The following is a 16,795-nucleotide window of genomic DNA, read 5'->3' on the forward strand; positions in this document are numbered from 1 at the left end:
TTCCGGCCAGTGGTACGGCCTTAAACGGAACCTCCGGGACCGCTCCGGGTGCGTCAACGGCGGGCTCACATGAGCGGTCCCGGCGGGGGTCACATCAGTGGGGTCAGGAAGCGGCGCAGGGCCTCCTCGTAGGCCTCGGGGTCCGCGTTCCACATGGCGCCGTGCGGGGCGTGCGGGACGGTGTGCAGGGCGACCAGGTCGGGCCGGCGGTCGGCGAGACGACGGGAGACGCGCCAGGGGGCGACGGTGTCGTCGGGGCCGTGCAGGATCAGCGTCGGGACCCTCAGCCGGGCCGGATCGGCGGCCGTGTCGCCGAGGTCTCCGGAGCCGCCGGAGGTGCGGGGGCCGCTGTAGCTGCCGCGCAGGCTGGTGCGGCCCTCGGCGGCGCGGACGGCGAGCGGCAGCAGGGCGCCGGGGGTGTGCCGGGCGGCGGCGAGGGCCCGCAGCGTCGCCCGCCAGTCGAGGACCGGGGAGTCGAGCACCAGCCCCGTGACGAGGTCGCGCAGTCCCGAGTCGGCGGCGGCGCGCAGGGCCATGGTCGCGCCGGTGGACCAGCCGAGCAGGACGACGCGTTCGGCGCCGTAGCGCACGGCGTAGCGCATCGCCGCGTCCAGGTCCCGCCACTCGGTCTCGCCGAGGTGGTTCAGACCGTCCGGGGACCGGGGCGCCCCGAGGTCGCCGCGGTAGGCGAGGGCGAGCACGGGGAAGCGGCGGCGGTGCAGAAAGGCCATGACGTTCAGCGCGTGTTCGCGGGTGGTGCCCAGGCCGTGCACGGCGATCACCCAGGTGCGCCGGGCGCCGGGGACGAACCAGGCGGGCAGGTTGCCCAGCTCGCCCGGGATGTCGATGTCGGCGTGGTCGAGGCCGAGGGCGGTGCCGGGGTTGCCGATGTGCAGGTTCGGGGTGAGCCAGACCGCGTCCCCGGGGTTCAGGGTGCCGTGCGTGACGCGTTCCAGACGGCGTACGACGGTGTCCGCGGAGTGCGGGGCGGTGGGCAGCACGGCGCCGACGACCGCGTGGGAGCCGTTCCCGGAGAGCCCGTAGGTGCCGGGACGCAGGGCGGCCAGGTCACGGGTGAGGGTGATCCGGCCGGCGGCCGTGCCGTGCACGGTGAGCCGCGGCTCGGTGGGCAGGGGCCGGCCGGGCGGCGCCTTCAGCGCGGCGTCGCTGGCGAACCGGCCGACGGCGACGCTGGCCGCGCCGGCGGCCAGGGCTGCGGTGACGGCGGCGGCCGTCGCTCTGACAGTGCGCACCCGCCCAGTCTCCCGGCCATCCCCACAACCGGCCAGCGGTGCAGTCGACAAGGGTGACGGGGCCGGTGCGGTGGCGCGGCGGGGGGCGTGGCGGGGGGCGTGGCGGGGGGCGTGGCGGGGGCCGCTGGGGAGAGCGGCGCGGGCCGGTGGAGGGGCGCGGCGGGGCCAGTGGGCGGCGTGTTGGGGGCCGGGTGGGGAGTGGGGCGTAGGCACGGTGGTGGGAGTGACGCGGGCCTGGTGGGGGGCCGGGTCAGGGGCGTTGTCCGTAGGTGCGTAGGCGGGCTGCTGCCTGGGTCAGTTGTTCGGGTGTCAGGAGGGTGGGGGTGTGGTCGGGGAGGGACGAGGCTGTCAGCCACAGGCGGCACATCCACTCCAGTTGGGCCGTGCGGTCGTAGGCCTGGTCGAGGGTGGCGCCGTAGGTGAGGGTGCCGTGGTTCTGCAGCAGACAGCCGGTGCGGTCCGCAAGGGCCTGGAGCATGTTCTCGGCCAACTCCTCGGTGCCGTACGTGGCGTAGGGGGCGACCCGGACGGGTCCGCCGAGCGCGGCCGCCATGTAGTGGACGCGGGGAAGCTCGGCGACGAGGGTCGAGACGGCCGTGGCGTGCACGGCGTGGGTGTGGACGACCGCCCCGGCGTCGGTGCCGCGGTAGACGGCGAGGTGCATGGGCAGTTCGCTGGTCGGAATCAGGCCGCCGAGCACCTGCCGGCCGGTGAGGTCGACGCCGGTGACGTCGCCGGGGGCGAGCCGGTCGTAGGGCACGCCCGACGGGGTGACCAGCACGGTGTCGCCGACGCGCACGGAGACGTTGCCGGAGGTGCCGACGACCAGTCCGTCGGTCACGGTGCGGCGGGCCGTCGTCACGAGCGCCTCCCAGGCGCGGGCCTCCTCGGGAACCGCACGTCTCCCTCGCTGCTCAGCCATGCCGCGATCCTCCCCTTGTCGTGATGTGGCCGGAGATCGACGAACACCCGCCGATATCGGTGGATCTTCCCCTAGCCTCTGGTTCGTTTTCGTTTCGTGCACGCCGCCGTTCCGGGGGAATCATGGCTCGCGCCCACACACCGTCGTCCAGGCCATTCAGGCCATCCAGGCCGTCCACGGCGTCCACGGCGTCCCGACGCAGGGGCGGTCTCGCCCGGGCGGCCTGGGCCGTGGCGCTGGCCGCCGCGGGGACCGGCCTCGCCCAGGCGCCCGCCCGCGCGGCGGAGCAGCCGAGGGGACATGACGTCTCGTCCCACCAGAAGACCGTCGACTGGCCGAGGGCGAAGGCCGCGGGGGCGGGGTTCGTCTACGTCAAGGCGACCGAGTCGACCTCCTATCGCAACCCGTACTTCGACGCGCAGTACGCGGGCGCCGGCGCGGTCGGGCTGCTGCGCGGCGCGTACCACTTCGCGTTGCCGGACAAGGGCTCGGGCAAGGCGCAGGCGGCGCACTTCGTCGGCAACGGCGGCGACTGGAGTGCGGACGGCCGGACCCTGCCGCCCGCCCTCGACATGGAGTACAACCCCTACGGCGGCTCGAACACCTGCTACGGCCTGACGAAGGCGAAGACGGTCGCCTGGATCAGGGCCTTCAGCGACGAGGTGCACCGGCTCACCGGCCGTCGCCCGGTGATCTACACGACGACCCACTGGTGGAACCTCTGCACGGGCGGCAGCGGCGCCTTCGCCGCGGATCACGCCCTGTGGATCGCCCGTTACCGGTCCGCCGACGCGGGCGCCCTGCCGGGCGGCTGGTCGGCGTGGACCTTCTGGCAGTACGCCGACAGCGGCAGCCTGCCGGGTGACCAGAATCTCTTCAACGGCTCCGTCGACCGGCTGCGGAGGTTCGCAAAAGGGGACTAGCCGTGCGGCGCCTGAACCGTCGGCGGCACAGCGAAGAAACACAGACCCACTCCCGCCCCATTGGACACCGTGCAGCCCCCCTCAGTTCACCATCCGTTCACCTAGGTTACTTACGTTCAACCGGCCGATCACTTCGAACGATTGCCTGGGTAAATGGAAAGCTTCTCGCTGATCCTCGCGATTGTGGTGGTAACCGCACTCGCGTTCGATTTCACGAACGGTTTCCACGACACCGCCAACGCGATGGCGACGACCATCTCGACCGGCGCCCTCAGACCGAAGGTCGCGGTGGCCATGTCCGCCGTGCTGAACCTCGTCGGCGCGTTCCTCTCCGTGGAGGTCGCCAACACGATCTCCAAGGGGCTCGTCGACGAGACCGGCATCCGGCCCGAGGTCATCTTCGCCGCACTGGTCGGCGCCATCCTCTGGAACCTCGTGACCTGGCTGGTGGGCCTGCCCTCCAGTTCCTCGCACGCCCTCATGGGCGGTCTGATCGGCGCCACCATCGCCTCGGCCGGCATGGGCGCGGTGCACGGCGACGCCCTGGTCACCAAGGTCCTGATCCCGGCCATCGCGGCCCCGATCGTGGCGGGCATCGCGGCGCTGCTGGCGACCCGCCTCTCCTACACCCTCGGCAAGAAGGCCGACGGCAAGGCCGCGGCGAAGGGCTACCGCGCCGGCCAGATCGCCTCGGCCGGCCTGGTCTCGCTCGCCCACGGCACGAACGACGCGCAGAAGACGATGGGCATCATCACCCTCGCGCTCGTGGCCGGCGGCGCCGTGGCCCCCGACTCGGACCCGCCCACCTGGGTCATCCTCTCCGCGGGCCTCGCCATCGCGCTCGGCACCTACCTCGGCGGCTGGCGCATCATCCGCACGATGGGCAAGGGCCTGACCGACCTCCAGCCGCAGCAGGGCTTCGCCGCCCAGACCAGCGCGGCCACGGTCATCCTGGCCTCCTCCCACCTCGGCTTCTCCCTCTCCACCACGCACTCGGTCTCCGGCGCAGTGATGGGCGCGGGCCTCGGCCGCAAGGGCGGAGTGGTCCGCTGGTCGACGGCGACGCGGATGTTCGTCGCCTGGGGTCTGACGCTGCCGGCGGCGGCCCTGGTGGGCGCGCTGGCGGAGTCCGTGACCGACCTGGGCGACTGGGGCACGGCGCTGGTCGCGATCTTCCTGGTGGCTTCCAGCGCGTGGATCTGGAAGATCTCGCGGCGCGAGGTCATCGACGCGTCGAACGTCAACGGGACGGACGAGCCGACGGCGATCCCGGCCCCGGTCGCCGACAGCCTGACGGCCACCATCCCGTCCCCCGCCGCGACCGCCGCGACCGCCGCCGCAGCAGCCGCCACCGAGCCCACCGCCCCGGCCGTCTGAGCCCGCGCACCCGGTACGAAGGAAGAGAAGCAGCATGAAGATCGACTGGGCGGCGCTGGGCTCCGTCTTCGGCGTCAGCCTCGTGGTCACCGTGGCCCTGGTGGCCCTGTTCACCCTCGGCATCATGGGCCTGTCGCGGCAGGAGCGCGCGGCGGCGGAGGGCGGCTCGGACACCCTCGCGGTGACGGGCGCGTACGCGTGCTTCGTCGCCTGCGCGGCCGCGGTGGCCTACGGGATCTCGTTGATCGTGGTCTGACGCCCGGCCGACGGCACTCACCGCCCTGTGCGGCTCTTCGACGAGCCGCGCGGGGCGGTCCGTTTTCTCCCCGCGAGCCGGCTGCGAGCCGGGCGCGAGTGACCTCCGTCGTGGTGGCGGTGTGGGGTTCTGCACACTCTCCCTGTGCAGGTCAACGGCAAGTTGACGGCCGTTCCGGGCCCGTGGTGGACTGCCGGAGCCATCAACGGCGGTAGGAGAGGAAGCCGGTGCGAATCCGGCGCGGTCCCGCCACTGTCACCGGGGTAGTAAGCCCCCGGGAGCCAGGAACTCTCACCGCCGGTCTAGTCGAACCAGGGCGCGGACACCCTGAGTGAGGACATATCGCCATGCTCGCTCGGCCGTTGAGGTACCGCACCGGTTCGCTGCCCGACCCCACGGCCGGCTGAGCCCGTGCGTGCCGATCGCGTCTTCGCGTACGGCGCCGCCGCCGGCCTCCTCGGCGATCTGCTGCTCGGCGATCCCCGCCGTGGGCATCCGGTCGCCGCGTTCGGGCGGGCCGCGGGTGACGTGGAGCGGGTGCTGTGGCGGGATCACCGAGGATGGGGCGCCCTGCACACCCTCGTGTGCGCCGGGAGCGCCGTAGCGCTGGGGGCTGCCGCCGCGCGCCGCGGACGGTCGTCCGCCGCCGTCTCCGTCGTCCTCACCTCCGCCGCCACCTGGGCCGTCGTCGGGGGCTCCTCTCTCGTCCGCGAGGCGCGGGGCATCGGACGGGCCCTCGAAGCGGGGGACGTCGATGCCGCGCGGGAGCGGCTGCCGCATCTGTGCGGGCGCGATCCGCAGGCGCTGGACGCGGACGGGATCGCCCGGGCCGTCGTGGAGTCCGTCGCCGAGAACACCTCCGACGCCGTCGTGGGGGCGCTGGTGTGGGGGGCCGTCGGCGGGGTGCCGGGGCTGCTCGGGTTCCGCGCCGTCAACACGCTCGACGCCATGGTCGGGCACCGCTCGCCGAGATACCTGCGCTTCGGGTGGGCCTCCGCTCGGCTCGACGACCTCGCCGGATGGCCGGGGGCCCGGCTGACCGCCGTCCTCGCCGCCGTGGCCGGGGACGATCCGCGCGGGGCCGTCCGGGCCTGGCGGGCGGACGCGGGCCGGCATCCCAGCCCCAACGCGGGGCCCGTCGAGGCGTCGTTCGCCGGGGCGCTCGGGGTGCGGCTGGGCGGGACCCTGTCGTACGGCGGCCGGGTCGAGCACCGGCCCGTGCTCAACGCGGCGGCCGGGCGGCCCGTCGTCGCCGAGGACATCGAACGTGCCGCGCGGCTCTCGCGCCGGGTCGGTCTGCTCGCGCTCGGCGTGACCGTCGCCGCGCGCGCCCTCGCCACGACCGTGAACGCGCAAGCGAAAGCCAAGGCGAAGGGGCGTGCCTCATGACCGGCGGCGGTCTTCTGGTCGCGGGCACGACCTCCGATGCCGGCAAGAGTGTCGTGACGGCCGGGATCTGCCGATGGCTGGTGCGACAGGGCGTCAAGGTCGCGCCCTTCAAAGCGCAGAACATGTCCCTGAATTCGTTCGTGACGAAGGAAGGCGCCGAGATCGGCCGGGCTCAGGCCATGCAGGCCCAGGCCTGCCGGGTCGAGCCGACCGCGCTCATGAATCCCGTGCTGCTGAAGCCGGGCGGCGAGCAGAGCAGCCAGGTCGTGCTGCTCGGCAAGCCCGTCGGGGAGCTGAGCGCCCGTGGGTATCACGGGGGCCGGCAGCAGAAACTCCTGGGAACCGTTCTCGACTGTCTCGCCGAGTTGCGGGGCACGTATGACGCGGTGATCTGTGAGGGGGCCGGTTCTCCCGCCGAGATCAATCTTCGGCGGACCGACATCGTGAACATGGGGATCGCCCGGAACGCCGGGCTTCCCGTGCTCGTCGTCGGTGACATCGATCGCGGCGGGGTCTTCGCGTCCTTCTTCGGGACGGTCGCGCTCCTGTCCCCCGAGGACCAGGCACTCGTCGCCGGGTTCCTCGTCAACAAGTTCCGCGGCGACGTCTCCCTGCTGGAGCCGGGGCTCGACATGCTGCTCGGGCTCACCGGACGGCGCACCTACGGGGTGCTGCCGTTCCGGCACGGGCTCGGGATCGACGAGGAGGACGGGCTCCGGGTCTCGCTGCGCGGCACCGTGCGCGAGTCGAACACCGCCCCGCCGGTGGGGGACGACGTGCTGCGGATCGCCGTGTGCGCCGTGCCGCTCATGTCCAACTTCACCGACGTGGACGCGCTCGCCGCCGAGCCCGGTGTCGTCGTGCGGTTCGTGGACCGGCCGGAGGAGCTGGCCGACGCCGATCTCGTCGTCGTGCCCGGCACCCGAGGCACGGTCCGGGCCCTGGAGTGGCTGCACGAGCGCGGCCTGGCCGAGGCCCTGCTGCGCCGGGCGGCGGAGGGCCGGCCGATCCTCGGGATCTGCGGCGGCTTCCAGCTCCTCGGCGAGCGCATCGAGGACGAGGTCGAGAGCCGCCGGGGCCGGGTCGACGGACTCGGACTGCTGCCCGTCCGGGTGCGGTTCGCCCGGGAGAAGACCCTCACCAGGCCGGTGGGCGAAGCCCTCGGCGAGACCGTCGAGGGCTACGAGATCCACCACGGGGTCGCCGAGATCCTGGGCGGAACCCCCTTCCTGGACGGCTGCCGGGTCGGGCAGACCTGGGGCACGCACTGGCACGGCTCGCTGGAGTCGGACGGATTCCGGCGGGCGTTCCTGCGCGAGGTCGCGGCCGCCGCGGGCCGCCGGTTCACGCCCGCCCCCGACACCTCTTTCGCCGGGCTGCGCGAGGAGCAGCTCGACCGGCTCGGCGATCTGATCGAACAGCACGCGGACACCGACGCGCTCTGGCGGCTCATCGAGTCGGGCGCGCCGCAAGGACTGCCTTTCATTCCACCGGGAGCGCCCGCATGAGCACAGTGTTGTTGTTGTCCACCGCCGACACCGATCTGTTGGCGGCCCGGGCCGCTGCCGGCGCCGACTACCGGATCGGCAACCCGACCCGCGTCGACGTCGCCGAGGAGCTGCCCGCCCTCCTGGACGGCGCCGACCTCGCCGTCGTACGGCTGCTCGGCGGGAAGCGGGCCTGGGAGGACGGGCTCGCCGCGCTGAAGGCGTCCGGCATCCCGACCGTGCTGCTGGGCGGCGAGGCCGTGCCGGACGCCGAGCTGATGGCCGAGTCCTCGGCGCCGGCCGGGGTGGTGGCGGAGGCGCTGCGGTATCTCGTCGAGGGCGGGCCGGCCAACCTGACCGAGCTGGCCCGGTTCCTCTCCGACACCGTGCTGCTGACCGGCGAGGGGTTCGTCGAGCCGCAGAAGATGCCCGAGTTCGGGATGCACGGGGAGCGGGAGTTCATCGAGGGCCGGCCGACCGTCGGCGTCCTCTTCTACCGGGCCCACCACCTGAGCGGCAACACCGCCTTCGTGGACACGCTGTGCGACGCCATCGAGGCGCGGGGGGCCAACGCGCTGGCCGTGTACTGCGGTTCGCTGCGCGGTGCGGACGCCGGACTGTACGAGCTGCTCGGCCGGGCCGACGCGCTCGTGGCCACCGTCCTCGCCGCCGGCGGCACGCACGCCTCGCAGGCCTCGGCGGGCGGGGACGAGGAGGCCTGGGACATCGGGGCGCTCGCCGACCTGAACGTGCCGGTACTGCAAGGACTTTGCCTGACCTCCTCGCACGCCGCCTGGGAGGAGTCCGACGCGGCCCTGTCCCCCATGGACGCGGCGATGCAGGTGGCGATCCCCGAGTTCGACGGACGGCTGATCACGGTCCCCTTCTCCTTCAAGGAGCAGGGCCCGGACGACGTCCCGGTGTACGTCGCCGACCCCGAGCGGGCCGGACGCGTCGCCGGGATCGCCGTACGGCACGCGCAGTTGAGGCACAAGGCGAACGGCGACAAGAAGCTCGCGCTCGTCTTCACGGCCTATCCGACCAAGCACTCGCGGGTCGGCAACGCGGTCGGTCTCGACACGCCCGCGTCGGCGGTCCGGGTGCTGGACGCGCTCAAGGCGGCCGGTTACTCGCTCACCGAATACCCGGACAACGGGGACGAGTTGATCCACCGGCTCATCAACGCCGGTGGCCATGACGTCGAATGGCTCACCGAGGAGCAGTTGGCGGCCGCTCCCGCGCGCGTGCCGCTCGCCGACTACCAGGCGTGGTTCGACAAACTGGACCCCGAGTTGCGCCAGGGCATGCTCGACGCGTGGGGCGAGCCGCCGGGCAGCCTGTACGTCGACGGGGACGACATCGTGCTGGCCTCCCTGCAGTTCGGGAACGTCGTGGTGATGATCCAGCCGCCGCGCGGCTTCGGCGAGAACCCGATCGCGATCTACCACGACCCGGACATGCCGCCGTCGCACCACTACATGGCGGCCTACCGCTGGCTGGACCACTCCTTCGGCGCCGACGCCATCGTGCACATGGGCAAGCACGGCACGATGGAGTGGCTGCCGGGCAAGGGGCTGGGGCTGTCCAGGGGCTGCGGGCCGGACGCCGTGCTCGGGGAGCTGCCGCTCGTGTACCCGTTCATCGTCAACGACCCCGGTGAGGGCACCCAGGCCAAGCGGCGCGGGCACGCCACCGTGGTCGACCATCTCGTCCCGCCGATGGCGCGGGCCGACACCTACGGCGACCTGGCCAAGCTGGAGCAGCTCCTCGACGAGTACGCGCTCGTGTCCGATCTGGACCCGACGAAGGCGCCGGCCGTGCGCGCGCAGATCTGGACGCTGGTCAAGGCGGCGGAGCTGCACCACGACCTGCATGTGGACGACCAGCCGGACGACGACGCCTTCGACGAGTTCGTCATGCACATCGACGGCTATCTGTGCGAGATCAAGGACGTGCAGATCCGCGACGGTCTGCACATCCTCGGCGGCGGTCCGGTCGGCGAGGCCCGGGTGAACCTGGTGCTCGCCGTGCTGCGCGCCTCGCAGGTGTGGGGCGGGCAGGCGAACGCGCTGCCGGGGCTCAGGGCGTCCTTCGCGGCCCATTTCGGGCTCAGCGAGAAGGAGTTGCTCGCCGAGCCGGGCGCGCCGGTGAAGGTGCCGGTCGAGCTGTCGGAGCTCGTCGAGGGGCCGGCGCGGTCGGCCGCCGATGCGATCGACCTGCTGGAGCAGCTGTGCCGGCGGGTCGCCGAGGGCATGGAGGAGCGGGGCTGGGCGGTCGCCGAGAGCCGTGGCCTGGTGCGGGAGGCGCTGGGCTTCGAACTCACCGACGCCGTCGCGGTGTTGGAGTTCGCCTGCACCGAGGTCGTGCCGCGGCTGGAGAAGACGACCGACGAGATCGGGCACATCCTGAAGGCCCTCGACGGCGGGTACGTTCCCGCCGGTCCGTCGGGCTCCCCGACGCGCGGGCTGGTCAACGTCCTGCCGACCGGGCGCAACTTCTACTCCGTCGACCCCAAGGCCATCCCGTCCAGGCTGAGTTGGGAGGTCGGGCAGGCGCTCGCGGACTCGCTCGTGCAGCGGTATCTGCAGGACACGGGCGACTATCCGAAGTCCGTCGGCCTGACGGTGTGGGGCACGTCCGCGATGCGCACCCAGGGCGACGACATCGCCGAGATCCTGGCGCTGCTGGGCTGCCGTCCGGTGTGGGACGACGCCTCGCGCCGGGTGACGGGCTTCGAGATCGTGCCCCTGGACGAGCTGGGCCGGCCGCGCATCGACGTGACCGTGCGGATCTCCGGCTTCTTCCGGGACGCGTTCCCGCACGTGGTCGCTCTGATCGACGACGCGGTGCGGGCGGTGGCGGAGTTGGCCGAGCCCGCCGAGTCCAACTTCGTGCGCGCGCACGTGGACGAGGACACCGCCGAGCACGGTGACCGGCGGCGCGCGACGGCCCGGGTCTTCGGCTCGAAGCCGGGGGCCTACGGGGCGGGGCTGCTGCCGCTGATCGACGCCCGCAACTGGCGCTCCGACGCGGACCTCGCCGAGGTGTACGCGGTCTGGGGCGGCTACGCCTACGGGCGCGGGCTCGACGGGCGGGCGGCGCGCGGCGACATGGAGACGGCGTTCCGGCGGATCGCGGTGGCGGCGAAGAACGTTGACACGCGTGAGCACGATCTCGTCGACGCCGACGACTACTTCCAGTACCACGGCGGCATGGTGGCCATGGTCCGACACCTGACCGGGGCGAGCCCCGAGGCGTACGTGGGCGATTCCGCGGTACCGGACCAGGTGAAGACGCGGACCCTCGGCGAGGAGACCCACCGGGTGTTCCGCGCCCGGGTGGTCAACCCGCGCTGGATGGCGGCCATGCGCAGGCACGGCTACAAGGGCGCCTTCGAGATGGCGGCGACGGTCGACTACCTCTTCGGCTACGACGCCACGGCGGGGGTCGTGGACGACTGGATGTACGAGAAGCTCAGCGCGGAGTACGTCTTCGACGCGGAGAACCGGGACTTCATGAAGAAGTCCAACCCGTGGGCGCTGCGCGGGATCACGGAGCGCCTCCTGGAAGCCGCCGACCGCGGGCTGTGGGCCGAGCCGGACGCCGACACCATCGAGCGGCTGCGGGCGACCTACCTGGAGCTGGAAGGCGACTTGGAGGGCGACCAGTGACAACTCCCTTTCCTTTCACGGCCGTTGTCGGTCAGGACGATCTGCGGCTCGCGCTGCTGCTGAACGCGGTGTCGCCCGCGGTGGGCGGTGTGCTGGTGCGCGGCGAGAAGGGCACGGCCAAGAGCACGGCCGTGCGGGCGCTCTCGGTGCTGCTGCCTGACCTGGAGGTCGTCGCCGGGTGCCGGTTCTCCTGCGATCCCGCCTCCCCCGATCCCGGGTGCCCGGACGGGCCGCACGAGCCCGCGTTCGAGACGCGGCCCGCCCGTCTCGTCGAACTGCCCGTCGGCGCCTCCGAGGACCGGCTCGTCGGCGCTCTCGACATCGAGCGGGCGCTCGCCGAGGGCGTCAAGGCGTTCGAGCCGGGGCTGCTCGCGGACGCGCACCGCGGGATCCTCTACGTCGACGAGGTCAACCTGCTCCACGACCATCTGGTCGACCTGCTGCTCGACGCGGCCGCGATGGGCGCCTCGTACGTGGAGCGCGAGGGCGTCTCCGTGCGGCACGCCTCGAAGTTCCTGCTCGTGGGGACCATGAATCCCGAAGAGGGCGAGCTGCGGCCGCAGTTGCTCGACCGGTTCGGGCTCACGGTGGAGGTGGCCGCCTCGCGCGAGCCCGACCAGCGGGTGGAGGTCGTCCGGCGGCGGCTCGCGCACGACGACGATCCCGACGCGTTCGCCGAGCGGTGGGCGGACGAGGAGCACGCCGTCCGCGCCCGGATCGTCGCGGCGCGGGCGTTGCTGCCGTCCGTGCGGCTGGGCGACGGGCCGCTGCGGCAGATCGCGGCGACCTGCGCGGCGTTCGAGGTCGACGGCATGCGGGCCGACATCGTCATGGCGCGCACGGCCACCGCGCTGGCCGCCTGGGCGGGGCGGACCGAGGTGCTCGCGGAGGACGTCCGGCAGGCCGCGCTGCTGGCGCTGCCGCACCGTCGGCGGCGGAATCCCTTTGACGCGCCGGGACTCGACGAGAGCAAGCTCGACGAGACGCTGGAGGAGTTCTCCGGCGAGGACGACTCCAACCCCGATCCCGACTCCGATCCGGACGGGCCCGGCGGCGGGGGCGGGCAGCCGGCTCCGGACGACGGTCCGCAGGGCGGGGACTCCGGTGCGCGGCCCGAGGCCGGTGAGGACGGCGAGCCGCAGACCTCCGCCGGCGGCGGGGAGCAGTCCGCCGCGCGCGCGTCCGAGCCGTTCCGCACGAAGGTGCTGAGCGTGCCCGGCCTCGGCGAGGGGGCCGCCGGGCGGCGGTCCCGGGCGCGGACGGAGCACGGGCGGACGACGGGGGCGCGCCGGCCCCGGGGCGCCCTGACAAAGCTGCACCTCGCGGCGACCGTGCAGGCCGCCGCCCCGCATCAGCGGGCGCGGGGCCGGTCCGGGCGCGGGCTGGTGATCCGGCGGGACGATCTGCGGCAGGCGACCCGGGAGGGGCGTGAGGGCAACCTCGTGCTGTTCGTCGTGGACGCGTCCGGGTCGATGGCGGCCCGGCAGCGGATGAGCGCGGTGAAGGGGGCGGTGCTGTCGCTGCTGCTCGACGCGTATCAGCGGCGGGACAAGGTGGGGCTGGTGACGTTCCGGGGGGCGGCGGCCGATGTCGCGTTGCCGCCGACCTCGTCCGTCGACGCCGCCGCCGTCCGGCTGGAGTCGTTGCCGACCGGGGGGCGTACGCCGCTCGCGGCCGGGTTGTTGAAGGCGCACGACGTGCTGCGGGTGGAGCGGCTGCGGGATCCCGCGCGGCGGGCGCTCGTGGTCGTGGTGACGGACGGCCGGGCCACCGGTGGCCCCGAGCCGGTCGCGCTGGCCGGGCGGGCGGCTCGGCTGTTCGCGGCCGAGGGGGTCGCCTCGGTGGTCGTCGACTGCGAGTCGGGGCCCGTGCGGCTGGGGCTCGCGGGGCAGCTCGCGGGTGAGCTGGGCGGTACGGCGGTGACGCTGGACGAGTTGCGGGCGGACTCGATCGCCGGGTTGGTGAAGGACGTTCAGGGTCGTTCGAGGAGGGCCGCGTAGTGCCGCAGGGACAGCCGAGTGTGGTGCCGGACGACGGACTGACCACGCGTCAGCGACGCAACCGGCCGTTGGTCGTCGTGCACACCGGGATCGGGAAGGGCAAGTCGACCGCGGCCTTCGGGCTGGCATTGCGTGCCTGGAACCAGGGATGGCCGATCGGGGTGTTCCAGTTCGTCAAGTCGGCGAAGTGGAAGGTCGGCGAAGAGAACGCGCTGCGGGTGCTGGGCGCGAGCGGTGAGGGCGGGTCCGTCGACTGGCACAAGATGGGCGAGGGGTGGTCCTGGGTGCAGCGGGACTCCCAGATGGACAACGAGGAGAAGGCTCGCGAGGGCTGGGAGCAGGTCAAGCGGGATCTCGCCGCCAAGACGTACAAGCTGTACGTGCTCGACGAGTTCGCCTACCCGATGCACTGGGGGTGGGTGGACACGGATGAGGTCGTGGGCGTGTTGCGGGAGCGGCCCGGGAATCAGCATGTCGTGATCACCGGGCGGAACGCGCCCGAGAAGCTGGTCGAGTTCGCGGATCTCGTCACCGACATGTCCAAGGTCAAGCATCCGATGGACGCCGGGCAGAAGGGGCAGCGGGGGATCGAGTGGTGACTCCGTGGTGACGTCCTCGTCCTCTTCCGCCGTCCCTCGGTTGGTCGTTGCCGCGCCGTCGTCCGGCAGCGGCAAGACGACCGTTGCCACGGGGCTGATGGCCGCGTTCGCCGCGCGGGGGCTCGCCGTGTCCCCGCACAAGGTCGGGCCGGACTACATCGACCCCGGGTATCACTCGCTCGCGACCGGGCGGGTGGGGCGGAACCTCGACGCCTATCTGTGCGGGCCGGAGTTGGTCGGGCCGTTGTTCCTGCATGGCGCTCGGGGGTGTGACATCGCCGTCGTCGAGGGGGTGATGGGGATGTTCGACGGGGCGGCCGGGCAGGGTGAGCTGGCGTCCACGGCTCATGTGGCGAAGCTGCTGGGGGCGCCGGTGGTGCTTGTCGTGGACGCCTCGTCGCAGTCGCGGTCGGTGGCGGCGCTGGTGCACGGGTTCGTGTCCTGGGATCCGCAGGTGCGGGTCGGGGGCGTGATCCTCAACAAGGTCGCCTCGGACCGGCACGAGGAGTTGCTGCGGGAGGCGTTGGAGTCGGCCGGGGTGCCGGTGCTGGGCGCGTTGCGGCGTGCGCCGCAGGTGTCCACGCCTTCTCGGCACCTCGGGTTGGTTCCTGTCGCCGAACGGCGGGGGGCTGCGGTGGACTCCGTCGCGGCGATGGCTGCGCAGGTCGCCGCCGGGTGTGACCTCGCCGCGTTGGAAGCCCTTGCCCGTGCTGCCGGTGCCGTCCCAGGGGGCTCCGCCCCCTGGACCCCCGCCCCGCCCACCCACAACCACCCGTCTCGGTTGGCTGAGAGGGCTCGGCCCCTCGTTGCCGTTGCCGGTGGCTCCGCGTTCACGTTCTCCTACGCCGAGCACACCGAACTCCTCACCGCCGCCGGCGCCGAAGTCGTCCCCTTCGATCCGCTGCGGGACGAGCGGCTGCCCGACGGCACCGCCGGGCTCGTCCTCGGGGGCGGGTTCCCCGAGGTGTACGCCGCCGAGCTGTCCGCCAACGAGCCTTTGCGCAAGTCCGTCGCCGCCCTCGCGGAGTCCGGCGCTCCCGTGGCCGCCGAGTGCGCCGGCCTGCTGTATCTGTGCCGTGAGCTGGACGGTCGGCCGATGTGCGGGGTGCTGGACGCCACCGCGCGGATGGCCGAGCGGCTCACCCTCGGCTACCGGGACGCCGTCGCCGTGAGCGACAGTGTGCTGGCGCCGGCCGGGACGCGGATGCGGGGGCACGAGTTCCACCGGACGGTCGTCGAGCCGGGGGCGGGGGCGGCCCCCGCGTGGGGGATGCGTGCCCCCGAGCGGCGGGTCGAAGGCTTCGTACAACAAGGTGTGCACGCAAGTTATCTGCACACGCACTGGGCGTCCGAGCCCGGTGTGGCCCGTCGGTTCGTGGAGAGGTGCCGGACGTCATGAGCAGCATGAGCGGCGTGAGCAGCAGGCTGGTCGGGGTCGGGGTGGGGCCCGGGGATCCGGAGCTGGTGACCGTCAAGGGCGTGAACGCGCTGCGGGCCGCCGAGGTCGTCGTCGTGCCTGTGATGGACAGCGGGGAGCGGGGGCGGGCCGAGGCGACGGTTCTGCACTACGTGCCCGAGGACAAGGTCGTTCGGGTCGTGTTCGCGTTGAACGAGCGGTCCGACCGGGCGCGCCGGGAGGCCGCCTGGGACGCCGCCGGGGAGCGGGTCGCCGCGTTGCTGCGGCAGCACGGCAGCGTCGCGTTCGCGACCATCGGGGATCCGAACGTGTACTCCACGTTCACTTATCTCGCGCAGACCGTCCTGGACGCGGTGCCCGAGGTCGTGATCGAGACCGTCCCGGGCATCACCGCGATGCAGGATCTCGCGGCGCGGTCGGGCGCCGTGCTGACCGAGGGCACCGAGCCGTTGACGCTGGTGCCGGTGACGGCGGGGTCGGCGGTGCTGAAGGACGCGCTCGCCGGGCCGGGGACGGTCGTCGCGTACAAGTTCGGGCGGCAGGCCGCCGAGGTCGCCGAGGCGCTGCGGGAGACCGGGCGGCTCGGGGACGCCGTGTGGGGGTCGGCGCTCGGGCTGCCGGACGAGTCGATCCGGGCCGCCGAGGAGTTGGACGGGCAGCCACTGCCCTATCTCTCGACGCTCATCGCGCCCGCGCGGCGCGGCGGCGGCCGGGGCGGCAAGCTGTGAGAGCGGGGAAGGCGAGGGCCCGGGGTTCAGGCCGCCAGGCCCACCACCAGCCAGATGAAGGCCGCGCCCGCGATCGTGCACAGCACGGTCGAGCGGGCGGGGTGTTCGTGGTGGGCCTCGGGGAGGATCTCGGCGGCCGCCAGATAGAGCAGCGCGCCGCCGAAGAAGCCCAGATAGCCGCCGAGCAGTTGCTCCGGGATGGTGACGAAGGCCGTGGAGGCCGCGCCGACGACCGGGGCGGCCGCGTCCGCGACCAGCATGGCCTGGGCCTTGCGGCGGGCGTTCCCGTAGAGGCTCGTGATCGTGTAGGTGTTGAAGCCGTCGGCGAAGTCGTGGGCGATGACCGCGACCGCGACGGCGGCGCCCATGCCGTCGCCCACCTGGAAGGCCGCGCCGATCGCGACGCCGTCCATGGCGCTGTGGCCGACCATCGCCGCAGCCGCCGTCAGCCCCACCTCGGGGGTCCGGCCGTCGTATTCCTCGGCGCCGTGGGCGGCCTGGCGCACCGCCAGCAGGCGTTCCACCAGATGGGCCAGCAGGAAGCCGGCCACGAAGAGCAGCAGTGCGGCCGGGACGCCGAAGACCTCCGTGCCGGCGGCCTCCAGTGCCTCCGGCAGCAGGTCCAGTCCGACCACGCCCAGCATCAGGCCGCCGGCCAGGCCCAGCACCAGGTGGCGGCGGTCGGTCACGCGTTGTGCCGTCCAGCCGCCGGCGAGCGTCATGAGGAACGCGCCGAGCGCGACGAAGACGGCCATAGGCCCTTGCTATCCGAT

The 16,795-nt window shown here is 73.1% G+C and carries 13 protein-coding genes and 1 riboswitch; of the genes, 10 read left to right on the forward strand and 3 right to left on the reverse strand.

Translation table 11 applies throughout. The features are described from left to right. Nucleotides 1-89 precede the first annotated feature (89 nt). Both ACWCPF_RS20465 and ACWCPF_RS20470 read right to left on the reverse strand, forming a co-directional pair. Nucleotides 90-1,253, reverse strand: coding sequence for an alpha/beta hydrolase (locus ACWCPF_RS20465; RefSeq protein ID WP_451046461.1), 1,164 nt, complete (start codon nt 1,251-1,253; stop codon nt 90-92). A 250-nt stretch (nt 1,254-1,503) separates the two neighbouring features. Beyond that, entirely contained in the window at nt 1,504-2,175 is a 672-nt protein-coding gene (locus ACWCPF_RS20470; RefSeq protein ID WP_451046462.1) for a class II aldolase/adducin family protein, read from the reverse strand. Between the two features lie 122 nt (nt 2,176-2,297). On the opposite strand from ACWCPF_RS20470, the gene ACWCPF_RS20475 reads away from it, so the two are divergent. From ACWCPF_RS20475 to cobI, 10 genes are all read left to right on the forward strand, one after another. After that, nucleotides 2,298-3,098 (forward strand): lysozyme, encoded by an 801-nt coding sequence (locus ACWCPF_RS20475; protein ID WP_451046463.1) that lies wholly within the window; start codon nt 2,298-2,300, stop codon nt 3,096-3,098. A gap of 153 nt (nt 3,099-3,251) precedes the next feature. Continuing rightward, the gene (locus ACWCPF_RS20480; protein ID WP_451046464.1) at nt 3,252-4,475 is read left to right on the forward strand and encodes an anion permease; all 1,224 of its coding nucleotides are present in this window, start codon (nt 3,252-3,254) and stop codon (nt 4,473-4,475) included. A 34-nt stretch (nt 4,476-4,509) separates the two neighbouring features. Further along, the gene (locus ACWCPF_RS20485; RefSeq protein WP_451046465.1) at nt 4,510-4,731 is read left to right on the forward strand and encodes a hypothetical protein; all 222 of its coding nucleotides are present in this window, start codon (nt 4,510-4,512) and stop codon (nt 4,729-4,731) included. Between the two features lie 169 nt (nt 4,732-4,900). After that, a riboswitch (cobalamin riboswitch) is annotated at nt 4,901-5,041 on the forward strand. A 101-nt stretch (nt 5,042-5,142) separates the two neighbouring features. Next, entirely contained in the window at nt 5,143-6,120 is a 978-nt protein-coding gene (locus tag ACWCPF_RS20490) for a cobalamin biosynthesis protein (RefSeq protein ID WP_451046466.1), read from the forward strand. Continuing rightward, nucleotides 6,117-7,628: a cobyric acid synthase gene (locus ACWCPF_RS20495; RefSeq protein ID WP_451046467.1), complete on the forward strand. Its 1,512-nt coding sequence runs from the start codon at nt 6,117-6,119 to the stop codon at nt 7,626-7,628. Before ACWCPF_RS20490 ends, ACWCPF_RS20495 begins: the two co-directional genes overlap by 4 nt. Continuing rightward, nucleotides 7,625-11,278, forward strand: a complete 3,654-nt coding sequence (cobN, locus tag ACWCPF_RS20500; protein WP_451046468.1) for a cobaltochelatase subunit CobN — start codon at nt 7,625-7,627, stop codon at nt 11,276-11,278. Before ACWCPF_RS20495 ends, cobN begins: the two co-directional genes overlap by 4 nt. Further along, nucleotides 11,275-13,278 (forward strand): putative cobaltochelatase, encoded by a 2,004-nt coding sequence (locus ACWCPF_RS20505; RefSeq protein ID WP_451046469.1) that lies wholly within the window; start codon nt 11,275-11,277, stop codon nt 13,276-13,278. Before cobN ends, ACWCPF_RS20505 begins: the two co-directional genes overlap by 4 nt. Then, nucleotides 13,278-13,877, forward strand: coding sequence for a cob(I)yrinic acid a,c-diamide adenosyltransferase (gene cobO / locus ACWCPF_RS20510; protein ID WP_451046470.1), 600 nt, complete (start codon nt 13,278-13,280; stop codon nt 13,875-13,877). Before ACWCPF_RS20505 ends, cobO begins: the two co-directional genes overlap by 1 nt. Nucleotides 13,878-13,884: 7 nt before the next feature. Next, nucleotides 13,885-15,276, forward strand: a complete 1,392-nt coding sequence (locus ACWCPF_RS20515; protein ID WP_451046471.1) for a cobyrinate a,c-diamide synthase — start codon at nt 13,885-13,887, stop codon at nt 15,274-15,276. Nucleotides 15,277-15,281: 5 nt separating this feature from the next. Further along, nucleotides 15,282-16,022: a precorrin-2 C(20)-methyltransferase gene (gene cobI / locus ACWCPF_RS20520; protein WP_451046570.1), complete on the forward strand. Its 741-nt coding sequence runs from the start codon at nt 15,282-15,284 to the stop codon at nt 16,020-16,022. 26 nt (nt 16,023-16,048) lie between these two features. On the opposite strand, the gene ACWCPF_RS20525 is transcribed toward cobI, so the two are convergent. Beyond that, nucleotides 16,049-16,777 (reverse strand): ZIP family metal transporter, encoded by a 729-nt coding sequence (locus tag ACWCPF_RS20525; protein WP_451046472.1) that lies wholly within the window; start codon nt 16,775-16,777, stop codon nt 16,049-16,051. Between the last annotated feature and the right edge of the window lie 18 nt (nt 16,778-16,795).

It is taken from the genome of Streptomyces sp. NPDC001858, assembly GCF_053594615.1.